18 protein-coding genes are annotated in these 23820 nt (G+C 62.2%); 8 read left to right on the top strand and 10 right to left on the bottom strand.

The features are described 5' to 3' along the window. Window positions 1–2: 2 nt before the first annotated feature. The 3 genes from P0Y59_05810 to P0Y59_05800 all read right to left on the bottom strand — a co-directional run bounded on the left by P0Y59_05810 (window position 3) and on the right by P0Y59_05800 (window position 5528). Window positions 3–1898, bottom strand: a complete 1896-nt coding sequence (locus P0Y59_05810; protein ID WEK01205.1) for a serine hydrolase — start codon at window positions 1896–1898, stop codon at window positions 3–5. A gap of 22 nt (window positions 1899–1920) precedes the next feature. After that, window positions 1921–4632, bottom strand: a complete 2712-nt coding sequence (locus tag P0Y59_05805; protein WEK01204.1) for a TonB-dependent receptor — start codon at window positions 4630–4632, stop codon at window positions 1921–1923. A gap of 230 nt (window positions 4633–4862) precedes the next feature. Next, complete coding sequence (locus tag P0Y59_05800) at window positions 4863–5528, bottom strand: XRE family transcriptional regulator (GenBank protein ID WEK01203.1); 666 nt, start codon at window positions 5526–5528, stop codon at window positions 4863–4865. Between the two features lie 26 nt (window positions 5529–5554). On the opposite strand from P0Y59_05800, the gene P0Y59_05795 reads away from it, so the two are divergent. Further along, the gene (locus P0Y59_05795; protein WEK01202.1) at window positions 5555–6628 is read left to right on the top strand and encodes an ornithine cyclodeaminase family protein; all 1074 of its coding nucleotides are present in this window, start codon (window positions 5555–5557) and stop codon (window positions 6626–6628) included. A gap of 62 nt (window positions 6629–6690) precedes the next feature. On the opposite strand, the gene P0Y59_05790 is transcribed toward P0Y59_05795, so the two are convergent. The 4 genes from P0Y59_05790 to P0Y59_05775 form a co-directional block, all read right to left on the bottom strand. Continuing rightward, entirely contained in the window at window positions 6691–7980 is a 1290-nt protein-coding gene (locus P0Y59_05790; GenBank protein WEK01201.1) for an MFS transporter, read from the bottom strand. 129 nt (window positions 7981–8109) lie between these two features. Further along, window positions 8110–9189: a DUF2817 domain-containing protein gene (locus tag P0Y59_05785; GenBank protein WEK01200.1), complete on the bottom strand. Its 1080-nt coding sequence runs from the start codon at window positions 9187–9189 to the stop codon at window positions 8110–8112. 88 nt (window positions 9190–9277) lie between these two features. Next, a complete protein-coding gene (locus P0Y59_05780) occupies window positions 9278–10858 on the bottom strand; it encodes a class I adenylate-forming enzyme family protein (GenBank protein ID WEK01199.1) in 1581 nt (526 codons plus the stop codon). Between the two features lie 5 nt (window positions 10859–10863). Continuing rightward, window positions 10864–11364: a MaoC family dehydratase gene (locus P0Y59_05775; protein ID WEK01198.1), complete on the bottom strand. Its 501-nt coding sequence runs from the start codon at window positions 11362–11364 to the stop codon at window positions 10864–10866. Window positions 11365–11448: 84 nt separating this feature from the next. On the opposite strand from P0Y59_05775, the gene P0Y59_05770 reads away from it, so the two are divergent. The 3 genes from P0Y59_05770 to P0Y59_05760 all read left to right on the top strand — a co-directional run bounded on the left by P0Y59_05770 (window position 11449) and on the right by P0Y59_05760 (window position 16934). Further along, window positions 11449–12177: a TetR/AcrR family transcriptional regulator gene (locus P0Y59_05770; GenBank protein WEK01197.1), complete on the top strand. Its 729-nt coding sequence runs from the start codon at window positions 11449–11451 to the stop codon at window positions 12175–12177. A gap of 561 nt (window positions 12178–12738) precedes the next feature. After that, window positions 12739–14472: a TonB-dependent receptor gene (locus tag P0Y59_05765; protein ID WEK01196.1), complete on the top strand. Its 1734-nt coding sequence runs from the start codon at window positions 12739–12741 to the stop codon at window positions 14470–14472. Between the two features lie 122 nt (window positions 14473–14594). After that, window positions 14595–16934 (top strand): DPP IV N-terminal domain-containing protein, encoded by a 2340-nt coding sequence (locus tag P0Y59_05760; protein WEK01195.1) that lies wholly within the window; start codon window positions 14595–14597, stop codon window positions 16932–16934. A gap of 35 nt (window positions 16935–16969) precedes the next feature. Here the strand turns inward: P0Y59_05760 and leuD are convergent, their stop codons facing one another. Genes leuD through P0Y59_05745 form a run of 3 tightly spaced genes read right to left on the bottom strand, consistent with a single transcriptional unit; the run spans window position 16970 to window position 20186 of the window. After that, complete coding sequence (leuD, locus tag P0Y59_05755) at window positions 16970–17602, bottom strand: 3-isopropylmalate dehydratase small subunit (protein ID WEK01194.1); 633 nt, start codon at window positions 17600–17602, stop codon at window positions 16970–16972. Then, window positions 17599–19002, bottom strand: a complete 1404-nt coding sequence (locus tag P0Y59_05750) for a 3-isopropylmalate dehydratase large subunit (GenBank protein ID WEK01193.1) — start codon at window positions 19000–19002, stop codon at window positions 17599–17601. Before P0Y59_05750 ends, leuD begins: the two co-directional genes overlap by 4 nt. Before the next feature lie 2 nt (window positions 19003–19004). Then, the gene (locus P0Y59_05745) at window positions 19005–20186 is read right to left on the bottom strand and encodes a CaiB/BaiF CoA-transferase family protein (protein WEK01192.1); all 1182 of its coding nucleotides are present in this window, start codon (window positions 20184–20186) and stop codon (window positions 19005–19007) included. A 109-nt stretch (window positions 20187–20295) separates the two neighbouring features. On the opposite strand from P0Y59_05745, the gene P0Y59_05740 reads away from it, so the two are divergent. The 4 genes from P0Y59_05740 to P0Y59_05725 are packed head-to-tail and all read left to right on the top strand — an operon-like array spanning window position 20296 to window position 23811. Next, window positions 20296–21282, top strand: a complete 987-nt coding sequence (locus P0Y59_05740; GenBank protein WEK01191.1) for a hydroxymethylglutaryl-CoA lyase — start codon at window positions 20296–20298, stop codon at window positions 21280–21282. Beyond that, the gene (locus P0Y59_05735) at window positions 21279–21962 is read left to right on the top strand and encodes an isochorismatase family protein (GenBank protein ID WEK01190.1); all 684 of its coding nucleotides are present in this window, start codon (window positions 21279–21281) and stop codon (window positions 21960–21962) included. Before P0Y59_05740 ends, P0Y59_05735 begins: the two co-directional genes overlap by 4 nt. Next, window positions 21962–22888, top strand: a complete 927-nt coding sequence (locus P0Y59_05730) for a polysaccharide deacetylase family protein (GenBank protein ID WEK01189.1) — start codon at window positions 21962–21964, stop codon at window positions 22886–22888. Before P0Y59_05735 ends, P0Y59_05730 begins: the two co-directional genes overlap by 1 nt. Continuing rightward, complete coding sequence (locus P0Y59_05725; GenBank protein WEK01188.1) at window positions 22888–23811, top strand: polysaccharide deacetylase family protein; 924 nt, start codon at window positions 22888–22890, stop codon at window positions 23809–23811. The genes P0Y59_05730 and P0Y59_05725 overlap by 1 nt, the downstream gene beginning before the upstream one ends. Window positions 23812–23820 lie beyond the last annotated feature (9 nt).

Raw genomic sequence — 23820 nt, 5'->3', positions numbered from 1 at the left:
TCTCAGAAGCTGTTGTTGAAGCTGGCCAGATTCTGGCTGACCATGAACCAAGCGGCGTAGAGTGCAAGCAAGGCGCCCATGGTCTCGACCACCCACTGCACTTTGCGCTTCGATCGCTTGATCGTGAGCCCGGCATGAAGCGCCGGGAACAGGACAACCAGCACCGCGATCATGCTCGCACCACGAAGAACGTTCAGAATTCCGAGGTCGTCGCCGAGTCCCCCAAGGACCGCCGCTCCGATCCAGCCGCTCATCACCAGTGCGATCCAGCCAAGACCAACGCGCGACGCGATCCAGGACGGCTCGGATTGCTCGTGCCGCTTGCGACGGCGCCACCAGACGATCGGTGCGGTCACCGCGAATGCCGCTGACGTCAGCAGGGCCAGCCAGAACAGCGGCTGAACCAGGCCGGTCCCGAAGATGCCCTTGACCCTTTCGAACACCATCGCCGGCGGATAATCGTCGCTGACCCAGTAAAGGATCTTTCCGTCCTTGCCGGCGACGAACGAAAGATGGGCCTGTCCGCCAACTTCACGGTACGTGAGCGGCCCTACCTGCCGCCAGCTTTTGGGAGCGCCATCGGCCGCGAGCCGTGACGAGACGGTGATCGTGCCGTCAGCCGCGGCCGCGACTTCGTCGTCGCCTTCGAACAGGCGCATCAATTGGGGACCCGACTCATTCCGGCGCGTCGACCGATAGAATCCGGCGACTCGCGTGGCATCGAAGAACCTTGACTCGACGGTTGGTTCATCGGCCACGCGGCCCGGAACAAAACGGTCGAAGAACCCCAGCGCGACCGCGTTTCGCACGGTGTCCGAGCCTAGCTTGCGCCCCAGCGTGCCGGTGCCGTTGAGTGTAACGAAGATGCCGTAACCGCTCTCGGGCGCGAAATAGAGGATCGAATGAAAGTCGGTCCAGTCGCCGCTGTGGCCGACAAGACGATAGCCATTGCGATTGGCTTCCCAGAAGCCGAGCGCGAAACCGTTGCGGCCCGGTGCTGCGCGATACTGCACCCGGTGCATCTCGGCGATGCTCTCGGGCCGCAGGATCGCCGCGTTGCCGAAGCGCCCGCCCTGCAAATGGGCGATCAGGAAATGCGCCATGTCAGTCGCGGTCGATGCGATGGCGCCTGCCGGGGCTGCCGAAACCGTCGCATAGGGCGTCGGCTCCGGTTCAGCCAGCGAGGCATAGCTTCTTGCCGCCATCGCCGCGAGAGCGCCCCGTGGCGGCTGAACGACGCTCGTCCGGGTCATGCCGAGCGGCGTCAGGATATGCCGCTCGATATAGGCTGGATAGGTCTCGCCCGAGACACGCTCGACGATGTAGCCAGCGAGGGCAGCGCCATAATTGGAATAGGCGATGCGGTCGCCCGGCGCGAAAATCCGCTTCGGAATGTGATTGCGAAGATAGTTGCCGAGGCTGCCGGGGCCGGCGCCATATTGGGTCATGCCGCGCGACACCTCCTCAAATCCGGCGCGATGAGTCATGAGAAGGCGCAGCGTGATCTTGCCCGGATATGTGTCCGGGATGCGGAAATCGAGATAGGTGTTGATATCCCGGTCGAGGTCGAGCTTCCCCTGCTCGACGAGTTGCATGACCGCGGTCCAGGTCAGCAGCTTTGAAATCGAACCGATGCGGAACAAGGTGGCGTCGGGTGTGACCCGTCGCCCCGCCTTCAGGTCGGCGACGCCATATCCCTTGGCGAAGACGATGCGATCGTCCTTGACGACACTGACGGCCGCTCCCGGAATTCCGGCCTGCTCGAGCGCATAGGGTATGATGCCGTCGAAATAGAGTTCCAGGTCGGCGGGAGTCGCCGACGGTACCGATTGAGCATTGGCGCTGGTCGGCGCAATCACCGCCAGCATCGCCAATACCATCATCATGAAGCTGCGCATTGTCGTTGTTCCTGCCTAACGGTCAATATTTGAACGAGATACCCAGTGAGAAGTAGCGTCCGATCACATCGTGGAAGACCGTGTTGGTCGGGGTCGCGATAAGATCGGGAGTGGGCACGATCGGCGGGTCGCGATCGAACAGGTTGCGGACGGTTCCGGTCACCGAAAGGCTCTTCTTGCCCGATCGGATCACATCATAGCCGATCGTCGCATCGACATAGAAAGCGCTGTCGACATTGTTGTTGTCATAGAAATCCGGATTGCTGCGATCGTAGCTGCCGCCCCCGACATAGCGGCCCGCCAGATAGAAATTGACGTTATTCACTTCGAGCGCGGCGCTGGCGGTGAAACGCCATTCGGGAACGCCGCCGAGCTTTGGCCCCAGGGAACCAGCACCCTCCGAAATCGACGTACCGTCGCGATATTCGAGCGTGTCCACGTGCGTAGCGAGCAGGCGGAAAGTTGCCTTTGCGTCATCCGCGACGCCGTCGATCCCCACGCGATAGCTGAGATCGAAATCCTGCCCGCGCGTATGCACTTGAGCCAGGTTATTGAGCGTCGCATTCACCCGGTCGATCATATTGGTCGCCGGATTGCGCACTATGTACGCGCAGATCGCGGTTTCGCCGCTCACGCAGCGGTTGATGAGATTTTGCGCGTTGTTCGTCCCGATCGCGCCGCGCAGCTTGATGTCATAATAGTCGACGGAAAGCTGGAGGCCGGGCAGGAAGGCAGGTGTCAGGACGGCACCGAAGGTCAGTGTCTTGGCCACTTCCGCATTGAGATTGCGGTTGCCGCCTTCGGCTACGGTGACGAGCGTCTGCGCATTGTTGAAGTGTGGATCGTTGATCGTGGCGAGGCCGGTACGGCCGGCACTGAACAGTTCGTCGGCATTTGGTGCGCGAATATCGCGTGAATAGGTGCCGCGAAATCGCACGCCGGAGATAGGTTCGTAGCTGACGCCGAATTTCCATGTCGTTGCCGGCAGCGACGAGGCCCTGCCCCGAATGTCATACTCGGTGTAGCGGACGGCACCGTTGACATCGAGCGCCTTGCCGAGCGCGGATTCGCGCAGCAGTGGCACGATCGCTTCGAGATACCCCTCCTTGACCCTGACTTCGCCCGAATAGGACCGGCCATTGCCAGTGAACCAGCCATTGGCGTTGGCGATCGGATCCGTCTCGTACACCGTCTTGTCACGGCGATATTCGGCGCCGAATGCCAGCGCCACCGGCCCTGCCCAGGTCGAGAACGGCTCGCCGCGCATGTTGGCGGCGACCACGTCCTGGCTCATCCGCGTGTAGCGGGAAGAGGTTCCGAGGATATAGCCGAGCGCAGCCGCCGAAGGCGCGCCTTCGCCGAACAGGTTGAGCGGAACGCAGGTGCTCGACGGGTCGGTGAGGCTCGATCGGCAGACGATTGCGCCGGTGGCCGGATTGACCACCGCGTCAACGGCCGCAGCGAACACCGGCTTGCCAGACGCGTCGTTCTTGATGCGATTGTTGAAGAGAATTTCGGCGTGCCGCGCCTCGCCCCGTTGATAATAGGCGTTCCACGTCCAATCGGAGATCTTGCCTTTGACCCCGGCGACAGCGCGATAGACGCGATCCTTGTTGAACGGCTGGATAAAGCCGAAATCATAGTTGATCCGCCCCATGTCGATCGTATCCAGACCATAACGATCCATGACTGCGGCAATCGACGCGGGCAGGAAGGCATTGCTGCGGCTGATTTCGATCGATCCGAAATCGAACGTCGGCAGAACGTCGAAGCGACTCCGCGATTCGGCATAGGAGCCTTCGGCGAAGAGCGTCACATCGTCCATCACCTCATAGGAGGCGCGTGCGAAAATGCTGCCACGCCGTTCGGGGATGACGAGCTGATTGAACCGCCCCGGATTCACCCCGCTGCCGCCGACCTGATAGAGCGATCCAACGCTGGTTCCCGGGATGAACGGGATCGGGGTGCCGCCGGGACCGAATTCGACATTGCCATCGGGCAGGAAGACCATGCCGCCCGGCGTTGCAACGGCGGTGTGCACATTGGCCCGGATCAGGTTGCGCGGCTGGCCGTTGCCCGGCGCGAAGGCCGGATTGGAAATGACCTGCCAGTCCTTTCGCCCCCAGCCACGGCTGCCTTGATCGTTGATCCCCCGGCTGTCAGCGAAATCGCCCGCGACCATGAAGGCCCCCCGATCGCCGGCGAACTTCGTGCCCCAGGCAAGCGACAGTTGATAATTCTTGTCGTCGCCGCGCCCTGAAAGGCCTGCACGCACCTCACCGATCAATCCGTCGATATGGTCCTTCAGAATGAAGTTGACGACGCCGGCAACCGCGTCCGAGCCCCATGCCGCAGAAGCGCCGCCCGTGACGACGTCGACACGGTCGACAAGCAGTTGCGGCAGGACATTGGCGTTGACCAGTCCTCCGCTCGTAGTCGGAACATGGCGACGACCATCGAGCAGCACCAGCGTCCGGGCAGCCCCGAGTCCGCGCAGGTCGAGATAATTGCCGGCACCCGCCGTCCGTGTCGTCGCGGACGATGGCGTCGAGCTCGCGCGAAAAGACGGGATCTGGGTGTTCAGCAGGTCAGCGATGTTCGAGACGCCGCTATTGGTCAGCTCGGCCTTGCTTACCGTCGTAACAGGTGTCGGCGCGTCGAAGCCGGATCCTGCCGCACGGGAGGCAGTTACTACGATATCCTCGGCGAGAACCGAGTCCTCGCCGGTTTCCACACCCTTTTCCGTTGAGGAGGCCTGAGCAAGGGCAGACTGCCCTACACCGACCAGAAGCATCGCGATGACGCAAAAACCCTGCCTGCGCCGGAGGCGCCCCTTGCTGTTTGTTTTCATTTTTTCACGGGCCGTAGCCCGCCCCTCTCCTTATGGTGTCGCCATCCTCAAGGAGATTTTCCAATTAGTCAACTAGTGGCCTAATAGGATAAAATATGTCTTACAACTCCATATCATCCACCCTCCCGGGAGCATATGCTCAAGATATGACAAGGCTCTTCGCCAGCGGCGACATAGGCATGCGCCATTCTTCCGTCGAAATAGAGTGAATCTCCGGCGTTCAAGATCGATGGGGCATAGGTATCGGTGTGAAGTTCCAGCACACCTTTGAGAACATAAATGAATTCATCGCTATTATGCGTGCTGAATCCGCCACATTCCTCTACTGAGCGCGCGACAATCTCGCCCCAAATTGGCGTAAATCGCTTATCAAGAAGATCGACGCCGAGGTAGCGATAGAGATATGCGTCCGTTTTTACTTCGCGCCCTTCTCCACCCCTGATCAGTGTCCGCCGTCCCCAGCTTGACCTTACCCCTTCCGTTTCGGCGGCGAGCAGTTCGGCGATATCGATCTTGAGTGCCATTGCGAGAGCGGCAAGCTTGTCATAGGTCAGGGAAACCTTGCCATTTTCCATCTTCGACAAAAGCGAAACCGAAAGGCCTGTCGCCTTTTCGATATCAGCCAATGTCAGCCCACGCTCGAGCCGCAGCGCTCGCACGCGGGCGTGAACGAGGTCTCGCGTCGTCGCCTTGTTATTCATTTCGCGCTTTCCGCTCCCAAATAATGCCGTATTCATCGGCACATCCAACGGATAGGAACTTGATGGCGGATTGGCCATAGCGGAAAATCAACCCGTCCCCTTGCTTGACAGGCCGCCCTTCGGTCCTACTTTCCTATTTTGATATAATTTTCCAAATTGGACATGTCTTGCCACATACTAATTCTTCCTGCGATGCCGCCGACCTACCCCCCGTGGTCGTGATCAGCGAAGCGATGGCGACACGATTGATCGGCATTGAGGACGCCATCACCGCAGTCGAAAGTGCCCTGGCCTCGCTCGATTCGGGAACCAGTCGTGCTTTTGCTTTCAGTTCGGGAGAGGGCCCGGGCCCCGGCACGCGCCTCGGGGTCAAGGCTGGCTATGATGGCCTTTCATGTCATCCTGGAGCCAAGCTGGGCAGCTATTGGTCGGAGAACAGTCGCGCGGGACTGGCCAATCACGGCTCTACTACATTGCTGCTCGACGACCGCACCGGCCGTCCCTGCGCCTTTGTCGCAGCCAGTTACCTGACGGCCTTACGCACCGCCGCAGCCGATGCCGTGGCAGTGAAGTATCTGGCTCGCGCCTCGGCATCGCGGCTCTCGATCCTGGGAAGCGGTCATCAGGCCTTTTATGAGGCCCTGGCTGTCGCGGAAGTACGTCAGCTCGATCAAGTCTCGATATGGAGTCGGGATCCGGCGGCTGCGGTGCGGCTCGCCCTGCGACTTCGTGAAGCGGGACTTCCGGCGCGCGCCGTGGAGATCGAGGAGGCGGTGACGCAGGCCGATATCCTGTGCACCGTAACCGCATCTACCCAGCCGCTTTTCGACGCTGCGCTGGCGGCGCCCGGCATTCATATCTCAGCGATGGGCGCCGATGGTCCCGGCAAACAGGAACTTCCTTCCGCCCTTGTCGAATCCGCGCTGCTGTTCACCGATCTGGTCTCTCAGTCCATTGTGATCGGCGAGTTCCAGCACGCCTGCCGCTCGGGCCGCGTCGACCCGGACCGCATCAGCCCGCTCGGCGCCGTCATCAATGGCACGGCGACTGGCCGAACGAGTGACCACCAGACGACGATATTCGACAGTTCGGGCGTCGCGGTTCAGGATATCGCGATCGCCGCGCTCGCGCTGGCGCGAGCACGCGACAGCGGCATGGCTCATGAAATAGAGTTCTAGCCGCTCATGGCCTCGTCGCCCACAGGCGGCGATCCGCAATCGCGAGAGTTAGCCTCCACGCCTCATAGAATATCTTCCCTGATCGTGCGGCCGGCGGCGTAATAGTGCCAGCCGCCCCAGATGCCGGTGAAGCTGCACACCACCAGCACCCAGCGGAGCGATTGATGAGGATCACCGAGAAACGGGCCGATAAAATCGGATGCGGAGCCGATGAGCTGGGGTGCAACGACCAGATTGGCGATGTTCGCGGTGAACAGCAGAATCGCGACGGTCTGGCCGCGCATCTCGGCGGGGACCAGGCTTTGGCAAAGCGCCAGAGTCGGGCCGATATAGATGCAGCTCGCTGGCACGAAGATCCAAAGCGCGAGCGTCGCCATGCCAAGCGAATGCGTCGAATAGGCAACGAGCCCGGGGAGGATCGCCGCAACGCTGACCAAGGCCACCAGCCAGACTTGCCAGCGCGGATCGCGGGACGAGAGCCGCGCCATGACCCAGGCGGTTCCCAGCATCGCCAGCGAGCCGCCGACTGCGCTCATGATCCCCAGGGACATGCCGGCCTCGCCGGCGGAGAGGCCGTGAAAGCGCATTAGAAAGGCCGATGTCCACCACAACAAGCCCGCGCCCGAGAAGGTGACCACTGTCGCGCCGAGCAGGACATGGAGAATGGCGGCATGCGCGCGTATGTAGCGAAGCGTGTCGACGATACCCGGCGCGCTGACCGCAGCATCGCGTTGGATGTCATCCGTCGCACCGCGTACCGGCTCCCGCAGCGACAGGCGGACCAGCACCGCGAGCGGCAGGCCGATCGCACCGAAGACGACCAGGCTCTGTCGCCACCCGTAGAGATCGGTGAGCCAGCCCGCGCCCGCCATGCCGAGGGCCGCTCCCATCGTTGACCCGATCGAGAAGACCGACATGGCCGAACCGCGGCTGGCGGCCGGAAATTCATCGGCAAGCAGCGATTGCGAAGGCGGTGTTCCTCCGGCTTCTCCCACTCCCACCCCGATCCGGGCAAGCAGAAGGTGCCAGTAGGTCTGACTGAAGCCGCACAACAAGGTGAACCCCGACCAGAGAAGGAGCGCCCATGCGATCATATTACGGCGGTTCGTCCGGTCGGCCACGAGGCCGAGCGGAATGCCGGCGGCCACATAAAAGATCGCCAGCGCGACGCCGGTCAAAAACGCGACCCCTCCATCGGATAAATGGAATTCAGCTTTTATCGGTTCGATCAACGTGCCCAGGACAAACCGGTCGGCAATGTTCAGTGCATAGACGGTCGTGAGGACGAACAGCGTGTAGTTGCGACGATTCCACCAATGCCATCGCGGCGCGCCTGGATTGGTGGCGTTCATATTTTCAGGTGCAGCATCGTGCCCCTCCCCTGGAATTATTATCGATTTATTCTTGTGTCAGTAAAAACGTGCCGGCCACGCGGGCCCGATAGGGTTGAAAGTGCCACCCGGCCGGGAACTGGTTGCCTTTCAATCGCCGCGGGCAATACCGGCCACAGCTGCGTCCAACGCCTTGCGTCCCGCGCTGAGGGTCGCGCTGCGCCACTCGACATCGCCGGGCGCAAGGCAGGCGTGCATTTCCCCCAGGATCGGCGGTGCCTCCGGGCTGTCGAAAACGCCGTATTTTTCGAGCCATTTGCGATTGCGCAGGGCGCCAAAGGCACGTTCAACCGGCTCAGTGCCGACCTCGAGCGCGGCGACCGTCAGTTCCGACTCCAGCCCAAAACCCCAGATGGAGCCGACAAAGGTTCCGACCGGCGCAAAGGGAAAATCAGCGCTGGGCACGAGAACCAGATTGTCCCACCAGGTGGACGCGCGATCAGCGGCGAGATCGGGTGCATTGATGCAAAGCATCAACGCCGCCCCGCGATCGCCAAGGCCGGTGTGCACGTCGATGACGGCAACCCGTCGCGCACCCCGGGTGTATTCCCGAAGGATGTTGCGCAATGTAAGATTGGACCAGACGGGAGCGTGCCCGCCGTAAAGATAGCCACCGGGTCGGTGATGCTGCCCATCGGCGATCGCTCTGATGAAATTATCGAAGCCTCTTTCTTCGATATAGGCATTCATCGCCGCATCCGCGGCGACCCGACCCTCTCCCTTCAGGTCGGGGCAGCAAACAAAGCCTTCGACCTCATCATATAGATGATTGTATCCTGGCGACTGATTGAAATCGAGGAAGTTGCGGTTGAGGTCGACGCCATCCTCATTGTCACTGCAGGTCCAGGCCATGCCATAGGGATTGACGAAATGTATCAAGAGCAGGCCAGGCCCGTCGGCTGACCAGCCGCGCAGCAGCGTATCGATCTGCACCGCTGAGCCGGCATACCCTTCGACGCCATGTACCCCCGACGAAATGACGATGATGTCGGGACGTGCGCCTTCGATATAGGCGACATCCATCGCCAGGGCTTCCCCGGCAGGGCCATGGGCCGGGCATGGGAAATGGGCCATCGCAGCACCAGCCTCCCGTGCGGCAGCAAGGAAGCGCTCCCGAGCCTCGGAATAGCTGGTCGAAAAGGAGCGCTGAACCGCTTCATTCAAATCCATGATTTCTCTCTTTCCAGCAGCAATTGACGATAGGGTTCAGCGAAATGGCGCATGCTGAATCGGACGACAGCATTGCGTGAATCCATCTTTACGAAGCGAGTTCTCGAGCCCGCCGTGCGAGCTCCTGCTTGTCGATCTTGCCGATAGGTAGCATCGGCAGATCCGGTTCGATCACGAAGACCTTGGGAATCTTGTAGTTGGCGAGATGCTCCCGACAATGCGCTTCCAGGGTTTCAGCATCCACGTCGCCCGACGGGTGAACATAGGCGACCCCGACCTCCTGCCAGACCGGGTCAGGTCTGGCGACAACGGCGGCCAGAGCCACCGCGGGATGCCGCTCCAGGACGGTTTCCACTTCTCTCGGATAGACATTGTAGCCGCCCGATTTGTACATTTCCTTCAGCCGGCCCACGAGACGGTAGCTGCCGTCCGGGTGCTGCACGGCGAGATCGCCCGTGCGGAAAAAACCGTCAGGCGTGAAGCATGCCTCGCTCGCGTCCGGCCGACGCCAATAGCCGAGCAGGTTGAGGCCGGATCGCGTCTGCACTTCGCCTTCGGCGCCATCGGCGACGGCGACGCCGTCGACATCGGCCAGCCTGATCTCCACGTTCGGGAATGCCGACCCAACCGAGCGGGACAGGATGTCGATATCGTCGGTCGGCTCGACGACGGTGATCGCACTCGTCGTCTCGGTCATGCCATAGTTGGTCGCCAACCTCGGGCAGATCTGCAGCAATCGCGCGATCATGTCGGCGGGCATCTCCGCCCCTTCCCAGACGACGAGCTGAACCGCCGACAGATCATAATCGGCGAAACCCGGCAGATCGAGCTGCATCCGGAACCCGCTTGGAACGGAAATCCAGAAGGTGACTGCCTCACGCTCCATCAGTGCCAGGCAGCCGGCCGGATCGAACTGCTCCATGAAGACGACAGTGCCGCCCGCCGCGATGCAGGGCAGCACCGTGTCTACCACGCCGCCGATATGGTTGATGGGGAAATAGCTGACGACCCTGTGCGGATCGAGCGGCCAGAGCCGGTTTTGAGTCTCGCAGAACTCGTTGATCCCCGCATGATGCAGGACGGCGCCTTTCGGCTGCCCGGTCGATCCCGAGGTATAGACGATCAGGCACGGCATCCGTCCCCCGACCCCGGATCGCGCCTCGCGAAGTTGCTCTCGGGGGAGCGAGTGGCCGTCGCGCAGGAAGTCGGCCATCATCGCTGCGCCGGGCACCTCGGGGTCCCCGTCGAAGATGACGAGCTTCCGGATTGCCGGCAAATCGGCACAAAGGCCGACCAATTCCCTCTCGTAGCTGCGACCGGCCACTTCGCTGCGGGCAAGGAACAGTTTCGGTTCAGCATCTTCCAGAACATGGCGTAACTCGGCGAGCTGGTATCGGGGATTCAATCCGACCCAGATGCCGCCGATCGACGCGGTGGCAAGAAGCGCGACCAGATAGTCGGGATGCGGCGTCTGCAATGTCGCGACACGATCGCCCCGCGCAATGCCCGCCGCCGCCATGGCGCTCGCCAGTGAGTCTATGGCTGAAGCGAGAGCGGCATAAGTCCAGCGGCGGTCGCCAAGCACGAGCGCGATCGCGTCCGGCTGCGCCTGTGCGTGAAAGAAGACGAAATCACTGATCCGCTCGGCATGGCGTTCGTCATCCGGCATGCCACTCATGCCCCCTGATGCCCTGCGGGAGGAACCCAGACGGAAAGCCATTCCGCCACCAGTGCCGGCTTTTCCGCGTTCTCGATTTCCACGGTCGCGCCGATCGTCAGGCGCGCGCGGCCGCGTTCATCCTTGCGGCGATCCATTAGTTCGAACCGCCCCCGCACATTGCTCCCCGTTGCGACGGGAGAGATCAGCCGCAAGCGATTGAAGCCGTAGTTGAGATAATAGCCAGCGGTCGCGACCTGCGAGCGCCGGTCGCGGGGTTGCACGGTATGGAGCATGTGGGTCAGCAAGGACATGGTAAGAAATCCGAACGCGATCGTACCACCAAAAGGTGTTTCGGCGCGCCCCCATTCCGGGTCGATGTGCATCGGATCGTCATCGAGCGTAGCCTCGGCGAAGCGATCGATCATGGGTTGAGTTATCGTCATCCAGTCCGATACCCCGATCAGGGCACCCGGCTCGACCGAAAGGAGGCCATTTGTATGCGCTGCGTCGCTCATTATAATTTCCGTTTTTGGGAGAATTAATATGAGAACTATCTCAGTTTTTAATCGAGTCAAGACTCTCCCGCCCCGGCCAGCCCAATGATTTCCGAAAATCCTTGCTTCATCACCTTTCTGAAAGAGCGGCTGGCCCGGAATCCGCCTCAGCAGAAAGGCCCGCGCACCCGTGAGCGATTGAAGATCGCTGCCGCGGAGGTGCTTGAGGAGAAAGGCTATCTCGCGACAAAGGCAGGTGACATTGCGACACGCGCAGGCGTTGCCGAAGGTTCTTTCTATATATATTTCAAGGACAAGACCGATTCCACGATCACTGTCCTGACAACCCTTCTCGACGAGTTCGTGCTGCTGCCCTCGGAGTCGGCGGACACCACCGAGCACCCCTTCAAGGCCATTCGGCGGGCAAACCGCAGATGGATTTCCGTTGCACGCGCCAATCCAGGCCTCATGCGATGCGTTCTGCAACTCGGCGACGAGAATGCGGATTTCGCAGCGGTCGTGCAGCGGGCCAATCGCAACTGGTTTGGCCATGTGGCGCGCAGTGTCGCACGGCGTCGCGGCGTCATCGACCAGGCCCCGACTCTCTTCGCCGTGTACCTGCTTGGCGCAATGATGGATGAACTGCTCCGCAAGCTGATCATCTATCCGGACAGAGATTTTCTCACGCTATTACAGAATCTTCACGGCGATGACGACATGGTTGCCGACGCAACGAGCGTCTTGTGGTTGCGCGTGCTCTACCCCGATGAATCCTTGCCTCGCAATCTGCCGCGCGCCGTGAAGGCATTTGCGAATGCCATCTTGCCGGGATGAACCGGCTGAACACCGGCAGAAAATGGGGATGGTTGACAAGATGCGAATTTGAGTAAAAGTTGAGAAACTTCTCACTTTTTGTCTCGGGGTCGAATCATGCGTGCAGCGATAAGGATGGGCTTGCTGGCACCGTCTGTCTTGGTGATGACCCAGATGGCAGCGACCGCCGCCAATGCTCAACAGGCGGAAGAGCCTGGCGCGGCGCAGACGCAGGATTCGGGTATCGACGATATCGTCGTCACCGCCCAGAGGCGGGCCCAGAGCGTTCAGAAGGTGCCGCTCAGCATTACCGTGCTCGGTGCCGATCAGATCCAGAAGGAAGGTTTTCGTTCCTTCCAGGATTATGCGACGCGGGTGCCCAACCTGTCCTTTGCGCAGGGCGGATCGAGCATCGGCGGGCTTGGCCAGGCGATCTCGCTGCGCGGGATCTACGGGACCAACACAACGGGCGTCTACCTGGACGAGACCCCCCTTCCCGGCAGCGTCGATCCTCAGGTTGTCGACCTTGAGCGAATCGAGGTGCTGCGCGGCCCGCAGGGAACACTCTACGGAGCACGTTCGATGGGCGGCACGGTGCGGCTCATCACGCGACAGCCGGATCTGGATGAATTCAGCGGTAGCGGACACGCCATTGTTTCATCCACTCGTCGAGGCGCCGCAAACGGCACCGTCGACGGATCGGTGAATATCCCGGTGGTGACCGATACGCTCGGCATAAGAGCTTTCGCATTCTGGGATTATCAATCGGGCGTCTTCACCCGCATTCCGTCCGCTGATGCTCCAACTCAATATCGCCCCCGGGACAATGTCGGGTCGACCCGGCGCTACGGCGCCGCGATCGCTGCCCGGCTGCAACTTCTGGACAACGCGGTCAGCATAACGCCGAGAGTGGTTGTGCAGCGCTCTCGCACCAATGCTCAGCCATATGCCGATGTCGTTGCCGACAATTTTGTGCAGCAGCGGCTGTTCGATCTTGACGAAGGCGGGTCCGACGACTGGAATTTGTTCAGCCTGACCGGCCGCTACGGTGCCGATTTCGGGGAATTCGTCTCCGTGACGTCTCAGTTCAACCGTGACACGTCGGATTCGGAAAATGCGTCGGAAGCCATTTCCGCGCTGCTGGGATTCACCACGCCTTCGCTCTTCCGCGGATCGAGCCGTGCGCGAACCTTCGTACAGGAATTCCGCTTCACGTCAGAATTCAAAGGCCCCTTGCAGGTCACTCTTGGTGCCTTCTACCAGAAATCCAACAACCTGGTGCAGATCCCACCAAATATCATCGATGGCATCGGGGACCTGTACAACTACAAATCGGAAAACAGGACCGTCGAAAAGGCTGTCTATGGCGAAGCCAATCTCGATGTCACCAACAAACTCCAACTGATCGCCGGACTGCGCTATTTCCAGAACACGGTCACTCTCGCGGTGAGCCAGGGAGGACTCGCGGTCGGGTCCGGCGCGGGAACATTCAATGAAGTTCAGCGGGAAAACGGTTTCAATCCGAAGTTCGGGATCAAATATGCGCTAAGCTCTGACATCAATTTGTTTGCCAACGCGGCGAAGGGCTTTCGCGTCGGCGGCGCGAACGGATATTCCGAGAGCGCCTGCGCGGCTGATCGGCAGGCTTTGGGGATAAGTGCCGAGGCCGCGCGGTCCTATCGATCCGATTCCGTCTGGAGCTATGAGGCAGGTGTCAAATCCTCTCTTCTCAACGGGCGCCTGATCGTCAACGCGACGGCGTTCCGCGTCGAATGGTCGAACATCCAGCAAAGCATTGCCCTCGCCTGCGGCTTCTCGATTGACCAGAATGGCGGCCACGCCCGCAGCGAAGGATTTGAACTCGAGGCTCAGGCTAGTCCTGCGACGGGCCTCGTTCTCGGTGCCGGCGTGGGATACACCAACGCCAGAATTACCGACCCCGGTGCGCTTGCCATCCTCACGCCCGGCGCACGTATCCAGCAGGTTCCCCGCTGGAATCTGACCGCCTCGGCTGACTATAAGTTCGCGATGGCCAATCTGCCGCTGACATTTCATGGCGACATCTCCCATGTCGGCAGCAGCCTCAGCCGCAGCAATCTGCTGACCGGCCGAATCCGGCCCGCCTACGATCTCGCCAACCTGCGCTTCGGCACTGATTTCGAGCGTTTCAACGTCACGTTCTTCATCAAGAACGTCTTCGACAAGATCGCCAACCTCGCCGACGTTCCGCCGCTCGCCATCGAGGATCCCAATCGGCCTCGGATCGCCGCGGGGCGCCCCCGCACGATGGGGATCGACGTGCGCGCGAAATTTTGAGGTTGCCGCGCTTCGCCGCATCGAGCGGCTTTTCTGGACCTGCCTTCAACCGGAACAACGGGGTTATTCGCGTGATGGGACATCAAGTTTTTCAGTTCCGGTCGTTTCTGGCCGTGGGATGTGTGTTCGGCCTGATAAGCGGTTCGACCAGCGCCTTGGCCAGCGCTGCCCCGGACAATGCGGCACGCCTCAGCAAGGCCCTCCCCTTCACGAGCGGCAAGCTGCGCAAGAAGATACGCAACCACACGATCAAGGTGAACTGGACCGGCACTGGCGACAGCTTCTGGTTCCGACACGAACTCGCGCAGGGTAGTGAGTATCTGCTGGTCGATGCATCGACCGGCAAGCGGCGACCGGCCTTCGATCATCAGGCCTTGGCGACAGCGCTCGGCAAGGCGACCGGCGAAACGCTCGAAGCGAGCAATCTTTCGCTCACCTCTTTGGAATTTTCGAGCGATCCGGGACATCTGGCGGTGGGGATAGAGGACGCACAGTTTCGCTGTGATCTCGAAAAGATCATCTGCGCGCGCAGAACTGACGCGGAACAGGCTGGCGACCTCGTCCTGTCGCCCGACGGCAAAAGCGCCGTCTTCCTGCGTGACCATGACCTCTGGCTACGCACGCTCGCCTCCGGACAGGAACGGCAACTGACGCACGACGGCATCAAGGACTTCGCCTATGGCGATACCGACGCCTATATCGACGAAGCCAAGGTCGCGACCCGCCGCGCCGGCACGCCGGCGCCGTTGCTCGGGGTGCACTGGTCCCCGGATGGCCATTACATCCTGGCGCTCCGGCAGGATCTGCGCGCCATACCCGCACGCCTGGTCCTGACTGAATATCTTCCCCCCGACCGGGCAGACCCGGTGATGCATATCCGGCACGCCGCGGTTGCGAACGATCCGCAGCGCGCCGACAGCGCGATGACGATCATCGATGTCCCCGCGGGCACCGCGACACCTGCGAAGATCGACCCTCAATCGATGAACGATTGGGCGCTACCCTATTTCACCCTGGGCGGGTTCATCCGGTGGGATACAGCCGGGGACGCTTTCATCATCTCCGCCAACCGGGGCGGCACACGCTATCGGCTGACCCAGATCGCCACGAAGACCGGCCTGGTTCGCGACGTCGTGACGGAGGAGGGGCGCTTCAGTCTTCGCCTCAACCCCTATGACTATGCTCGACCGAACGTTCATGTCCTGAAGAATGGGCGAGAAGCGATCTGGTATTCGGAGCGCGACGGCTGGGGACATCTCTACCTCTACGATGTCGCAACCGGTGCCGTGAAGCGCCAGCTGACCAAGGGCCCCTGGGTCGTCGCCGACCTGGTTCATATCGACGAAGCGCATCGGCAGGTCTATTTCACCGCAACCGGTCGCGAGCAGGGCCGCAATCTCTACTATCGTCACCTCTACCGGGTCGGTCTTGATGGCGGCACGCCTCAGCTTCTGACGCCCGAAGATGCCGATCATGAATTCGATGCGGATCATGATTTCTGGGAAGGTCCGCAGTCCGGATCGGAATTTTCACCGAGCGGACGATATTTCGTCGACAGCTTCTCCACCGCGACGGCACCGGCCACGTTCGTCATCCGCGCGGCGTCGGGGAAAATGGTGGCCAAGCTGGGCGAAGCCGACGACAGCGCCTTGCGCGCTACCGGCTGGAAACCGCCGGAACAGTTCGTCACCAAGGCAGCGGACGGCACGACCGATCTTTACGGCGTCATCTACAAGCCTAAGGATTTCGATCCGAACAAGAAATACCCGGTCATCGAGCAGACCTATCCGGGGCCACAGGGCAAATTCGCGCCCTCTACATTCCGCGGCTATCTCGACTACATGCAGCCCCAGGCGACGGCCGAACTCGGCTTCATCGTGGTTTATCTCGACGGCCGGGGCACCGCCTATAGGTCGCGCGAGTTCCGCGACACGTTCCGCGGAACCGACGACCCCTTTGGATCGGCCGATCACGCGGCCGCGCTTCGCAATCTGGGCAAGACGCGGCCCTATCTCGACCTTGAGCGGGTCGGCATCACCGGCCAATCCTTTGGCGGATACGGATCGCTGCGCGCGATGCTGCTCCACCCGGATCTCTACAAGGCCTGCGTGTCGAGCGTCGGCCCGGGGGAGTGGATCGATTTCCCGGGCGATACCAGCAACGAACGCTTCTTCGGCGTTCCGTCGCAATCGAAACAGGCGCGGGACTATTTCGACCTCATCAGCAATGTTCGCCTGGCCGGTCAGATGAAGGGCAATCTTCTCCTCATTTATGGCGGGATCGATGAAATCGTGCCCATGCGTTCGGGCTTCAAGCTGATCGACGCCCTGGTCCGCGCGAACAAGCAGTTCGATCTGCTCGTCGTTCCGGACTCTCCGCATCATGTGGGCGCCGAACCCTATGGGGTAGAGCGCATCATGCGATTCTTCATGGATCGCCTGGGTGGGCCGCTGGACCGTTGATCACTGGACGGCGCCGAGCCTTGGAAGGGATATGTTCACTGCGCCCGAAGATAGGCCCAGGGCCTCAGACCCCGGTCGCGGGTGCGGAACGCATCGATCTCCGTCCCGCGCTCCAGCGTCAGGTCGATCGCGTCGATGCCGAGCAGCAGCATGCGTCGCGCCTCGTCCTCGATCTGAAACGACCATGTACGATCCGCCACCGCGACGCGGACAGTCTCCAGATCGACCGTGACGGTTTCCCGGCCATCGCTCGCTTCCACTAGCGCGGCGATCTCGCGCACTGCCTCTTCAGCCAATTCGACCGGCACGATGCCGTTGCGCACGCAATTGCCGCGAAAGATGGGATTGAAGCCGGGCGCGATCACCACGCGGAAACCATATTCGGCCAGCGCCCAGGCGGCGTGCTCCCGGCTCGATCCGCAGCCGAAATTGGTCCCGCCGACCAGGATCCGTGCCGCTTCATATTCCGGACGATTCAGCACGAAGGCAGGATCGGGATCGCGTCCGCCAATCTCGGTATAGCGCCAGCCGGCAAACAGACCTTCGGCAAGGCCCGTTTTCGACACTGACTTCATTTCGCGCGACGGGATGATCGCGTCGGTATCGATATTGTCGCGCATCAGCGGCAGGGCGACCGCGTTCAACGCGCGGAACGGTGCTGCGCTCATGCTGCCACCATGCGCGGATCGGCGATATGCCCGGCGATCGCCGAGGCGGCGACCGTCTCCGGCGAGGCGAGATGCGACCGAGTCTCCGGGCCCTGCCGGCTTTCGAAATTGCGGTTGGTTGAGGTGATAACCCGCTGCCGGAACCCGAAGCTCTCCCCGCCGGCGAAGAAACACATCGAGCAGCCAGCCTCACGCCATTCGAAGCCGGCGTCGAGGAAGATGCGGTCCAGCCCTTCGGCCTCCGCCGCCGCCTTGACCGCGGTCGAGCCGGGCACGCAAATCGCCTTCACACCGGCCGCCACCCTGCGCCCACGCAGGATCGTCGCGGCGCGGCGCAGGTCGGAGAGGCGCGCGTTGGTGCAGGATCCGATGAACGCGGCGTCGATCGGCAATGTCTCCAGTCGGTCGCCGGGCTGAAGCCCCATATAGGTGAGCGCGCGATCGTGGCTTGCCCGCGTGCCGGCGGCTGCCGCATCGAACGCCGGCACAGGATCGCCAAGCGCCACGGCCTGTTGCGGACTGGTTCCCCACGAAACCATCGGCGACACGGCACCGGCATCGATGACATGATCGCTGTCGAACAGTGCATCATCGTCCGACTGCAGCTTCCGCCAGAAGGCCACCGCGTCGTCCCAGGCGGCACCGGCTGGCGCATAGGTCCGGCCACGCAGAAAGGCGAACACGGTCTCGTCCGGCGCGATGATCGCGGAGAAGGCGGCGAGTTCGGTCGCCATGTTGCACAACGTCAGTCGCGCCTCGACATCGAGCGCGCGCACTGCCTCGCCGGCATATTCCAGGTGATGGCCGCTCGCCCCGGCTGAGCCGAAATGCGACACGATGTGCAACGCGAGATCCTTGGCGGTCACGCCCGTACCGAGTCGGCCTGTGATGGTGATGCGCATCGTCTTCGGCTTGCGCACGCGCAACGTCGCGGTCGCAAGCGCGTGTTCCGCCTCGGTCGAACCAATGCCCCAAGCGAGCGCGCCGAGCGCCCCTTGCGTGCATGTGTGGCTATCTGGACAAACCAGCGACAGGCCCGGCAGCACAATGCCCTGTTCCGGCGAGATCACGTGAACGATGCCCTGGCGCGGATCGCCGATGTCGAACAGGGTCAGCCCGGCATCGAGCGCCCCTTTCCGCGTCGCGGTAATGAACTGCGTGCCGGTCGGCATGATCGTCCTGTCGCCACGACCAGGCAGGGTGTCGACGATATGGTCCATCGTCACGAAGACCTGACTCGGATCGGCGACCGCCCGGCCGGCATCCGCCAGGCTTTCCAGCGCGACACCGCCGGTCCGTTCGTGCAACAGTATCCGGTCGACCAGCAACAGGCTGGTGCCTTCGCCAAGATCGGCGACCGCGTGCATGTCCCATAATTTGTCGAACAGCGTGCGTCCCACGATCAGGCGACTCCCCCGCTCGCCCTGAGCTCGGCGATCGCTGATGCCGCATAGCCCAGGTCGGCGAGCACCGCATCGCTGTCGGCACCGATGCCGGGGATGTCGCGACGCAGGCTCAACCGCTTACCGTCCAGTTCGACCGGCAGGCCGGGCAGCTTGGTCGTACGGCCGTCCGGCAGCGTCAGGTCGATCAGCCCCCCGGCATTGAGATGCGCGTCGTCGAACAGATCCTCCGGCCGCGTGATCGGCGCGAACGGCAGCCCGATCGTTTCGAGCCTGGCGATCAGGTCGGCGCGTGACATCGCGCCGAACAGCGCGCGAATCTGCGGGAGGATCTCGTCGCGCGCGAGCACCCGCTGATTGTTCTTGGCGAAGCGCGGATCGCCGCCCAGCGCCTCGAGGCCGAAGGCGCTGCAGAATGTCGTCCATTGGGCATCGCTGACCACGCCCACGAACAATTGCTCGTCAGCCAGCGCGGTATCGAACACGTCGTAGATCGCCCACGCCGAGATGCGCACCGGCATCGGCCGCGCCGCCTGCCCCGTTACTGCCGACTGCGCCATGTGCTGGCCGACCAGGAATGCGGTCGTCTCGTACAGCGAGCAGCGCACTTCACCACCTTCCCCGGTAGTGTGACGACGCTCAAGCGCCGCGAGGATGCCGATCACGCCGAACATGCCGCCAGTGATGTCGATCACCGAGGAACCGGCGCGCAGGGGCCGTCCCGGAGGACCGGTCATATAGGCGAGGCCGCCCATCATCTGAGTCACCTCGTCCAGCGCGGTCCGCTGTTCATAGGGGCCGGCAAGGAAGCCCTTGGCCGAACAATAGATCAGCCGGGGATTGTCCCGCTTGAGCGACTCATAGGACAGGCCAAGCTTGGCGAGCGTGCCGGGGCGGAAATTCTCGATCAGGATATCGGCGTCGGCAAGCAGGCGCCGTGCGACCTCCAGCCCATCGACACTTTTGAGATCGAGGCAAATGCTGCGCTTGTTGCGGTTGAACATGGGGAAATACCCCGCTCCCGAACCGAGCAGGTCGCGCGTCTGGTCGCCGCCGATCGGCTCGACCTTGACGACCTCCGCCCCCAGATCGGCGAGGATCACGCCGACCGCCGGGCCCATCACCATATGGGTAAACTCAATGACTTTCAGACCAGCCAGCGGGAAAGCGCTCGTTTGCATCCATCTCTCGATATTGGTGTCACGCGCCTTGAATGGCGCCGCTGATTTGCTATAGACTTATGACAAATAACGCAACCAGCAACGAAAGGGCGGATCGATCGTGAACCCCATGCAAGGCCTCGACATTCCCGACGCCGCCATTTCCGGCATCGACATCCTGGTAAGCGAAGTCGGCCCGCGCGACGGGTTGCAAAGCGTATCGCAAATCATGCCGACCGAAACCAAAAAAGCGTGGATCAATGCCGAAGCGGCGGCAGGCGTGCGCGAGATCGAGGTTGGCAGCTTCGTACCGGCAAGCATCCTGCCGCAGCTCGCCGACACTGCGGAGATCGTCGCCCATGCGCGGACCATCCCCGGCCTGACCGTCGCCGTGCTTGTGCCCAACATGCGCGGCGCCATGGCAGCGATCGAGGCGGGCGCGCACAAGATCACCCTGCCCCTGTCGGTGTCGGAGACGCATTCGCTGCGCAACCTGCGTCGCACCCACGACCAGGTACTGGCCGAGGCGAAGGAGATAGCGGGACTGATCGCAACCCTGCCGGCCGAGCGGCGCCCTCATTTCGAAGGCAGCCTATCGACGGCGTTCGGCTGCACGCTGGAGGGACCAATTCCCGACGCGCAGATCGCCCGTCTAGCGGAGGGGCTGATGGCCGCCGGATGCGACGAGGTCGGCCTTTCCGATACGACCGGCTATGCCGATCCGGCGGCGGTGAGGCGGCTGATCGCCCTGCTGCACGGCGTCGTAGGGCCGCAGGCGCTGACCGGCATCCATCTGCATAACACGCGGGGGCTCGGCCTTGCCAACGCGCTCGCCGCACTCGACTGTGGGCTGACGACACTCGATTCTTCGCTCGGAGGCCTTGGCGGATGCCCGTTCGCGCCCGGTGCCTCGGGCAATATCGTGACGGAGGATCTGGTGTTCATGTTGGAGGCGATGGGCCTGCGCACCGGAATCGATATCGACCGGCTGACCGCGGTGCGTGATATCCTGTGTCGCGCGATGCCCGGCGAGCCGCTTTATGGTTTCATTCCCGACGCGGGGCTGCCGCTGGGTTTCAACACGGCCGGCGCGCGTCGGATCAAGGAGGCATCATGAATATCGTCGGCACGAAGATGGTCAGCGACGGCAAGACCGCGCGGCAATTGTTCGACGAAGTCATGGCGAACCCCGCGCGCAGCAAATTCGGCTTCGGCGAAAAGCTGGCGATCGTGAACGTCGATTTCCAGAACGCCTACACGCGGATCGACGAGTTCAAGACCGCCTATGAAACCGACCCGCGGCAGATCGAACATGTCAACACGATCTCCAGGCTCGCCCGCGCGAAGGGCATGCCGGTGATCTGGACTCACGTCGCCTATGCCGAGGATGCGTCCGACGCCGGCGTGTGGGGCACGCGGACGAACACGCCGGATTCCTTGCAGAACATCAAATATGAATCACGCCGCCACGCTTTCGACGATCGCTGCGAGATCGATCATGCCAGGGATGCGATCTACACCAAACGCATGCCCTCGCCCTTCTTCGAAACGCCGCTCCAGAGCCTGCTGGTCTGGCACAAGGTGGATACGGTGGTCATCACCGGCGGATCGACGTCGGGCTGCGTGCGCGCCGCCGCGGTGGATTCGCTGTCGCGCGGCTACCGCACGATCGTGCCGATCGAGACCTGCGCCGACAAGCATGAGAGCTATCACTTCGCCAACCTGACCGACCTGCAATTGAAATATGCCGATGTCGAACCCGTGCAGACGGTGATCGACTGGCTGGAGGCGCGTTGATGCGGGAAGGTGAAGCCGATCCCGGCCTGTACGATTTCCGCCCCTATCGCGACCGCGCCAGGATAGCCTGGCCTGACGGCAAGTCGGTCGCTGTATGGGTATCGCCGAACATCGAATTCTACGAACTTGATCCACCGGCCAATCCGCACCGCAAGAGCTGGACGAAACCGCATCCCGACGTCGTCGGCTATAGCCATCGCGATTATGGCAATCGTGTCGGCCACCAGAGGCTCGTCGATGTCATGGAGCGTCACGGCTTCAAGGGCTCGGTCTCGCTATCGGTCGCGATGTGCCAGCACCATCCGGAGATCGTCGCGCAGGTCGACGCACTGGGCTGGGAGTTCTTCAGCCACGGCGTGTACAACACCCGCTATTCCTACGGCATGGACGAAGCGCAGGAGCGCGCCCTGATTGAGGATGCGATCCGGACTGTCCGCGAGGCAACCGGCCAGACGATCAAGGGCTGGCTTGCCCCCGCGCTGACCCACACGCCGCGCACGCTGGACCTGATCGCCGACTATGGCCTGACCTATACCTGCGACCTGTATCATGACGACCAGCCTGGGCCGGTGCATGTCGCATCGGGGCGGCTGGTGTCGATGCCGTACAGCCTGGAGGTCAACGACCATTACGGCTTCTCGGTCTATAATATGAGCCCGCGCGACTATGCCGAAACGCTGATCCGCCAGTATGACCGGCTCGCGGCGGAAGGGACGGCGTCCGGGACGGTGATGTGCATTCCGCTGCATGCCTATCTGATCGGCCAGCCGCATCGCATCGGCCCGTTCGAGGAGGTCTTGCGCCATATCGCCGCCGACGGCCGGGCGTGGATCACGCGCAGCGGCGACATTGCCGATCATTTCCTGGCTCATGACTATGACGCCGCGGCCGTGGATGCGGCACGCTACAAGACGGAGGCCCGCTGATGGCGCTCGATTCCGCCTATCTCGACTATCCCAAGCGCCGACACGGCATGGACCATGAATTCTATCCGTGGTCGAACATGAGCGAACGCCCGCCGATCGCCTGGCCGAACGGCAAGCGCGTCGCGGTGTGGGTGATGGTCAATCTCGAATGGTTTCCGATCGTCCCGCAGGACAAGCCGTTTCGCGCGCCCGGGCACATGCAGACATCCTATCCCGACTATCGCCACTATACAGCACGCGAATATGGCACTCGGGTCGGCTTCTACCGCCTGCTCGACGCCTTCGCGAAGGTCGGTGCGCGGGTGTCGGTTGCGGTCAACGGCGCTATCGCCGATCGCTATCCCTCGATCATCGCCGATATCGTTGCGGCGGGCCACGAGATCGTCGCCCATTCCACCGACATGAACGGCACGATCGCCAGTGGCATCGATCCGGACGAGGAGCGCGCGCTGATCCTGCGCGCGCTCGCTTCGCTTGAAAAAGCATCCGGCATCCGCCCGCGCGGCTGGCACTCGATCGCCCGCTCGCAGAGCTTCGCAACGTCCGGCCTGCTGGTCGAGGCGGGGCTGGACTATATGTGCGACTGGGTGAACGACGAACTGCCCTACCGTTTCGCCACGGCGGCGGGCGAGATCGTCAACCTGCCGCTTAACCACGAACTGTCCGACCGCCAGATCCTGGTCGCGCAACAGCATTCGGTCGATTCCTATGCCGAGCAGATGATCGACGCCTATGATCTGCTCGAACGCGAGAGCGCGTCATTCGGCGGGCGGATACTGCCGCTGAACGTCACCCCTTACATCATGGGGCTCCCCTATCGTATCGGCGCGTTCGAGGCGCTGCTCGCAACGCTCGCGGCACGCCCTGGTACCTGGTTCGCGCGCGGCGACGAGATTGTAGATGCCGCGATGCCGGCGATCTAGGCGCGGCAT

The sequence above is a fragment of the Candidatus Sphingomonas phytovorans genome (genome assembly GCA_029202385.1).
Lineage (GTDB): Bacteria > Pseudomonadota > Alphaproteobacteria > Sphingomonadales > Sphingomonadaceae > Sphingomonas > Sphingomonas phytovorans.
Note: the sequence above shows the minus strand (reverse complement) of the source record. Positions and strands in the feature narration are given on the sequence as shown.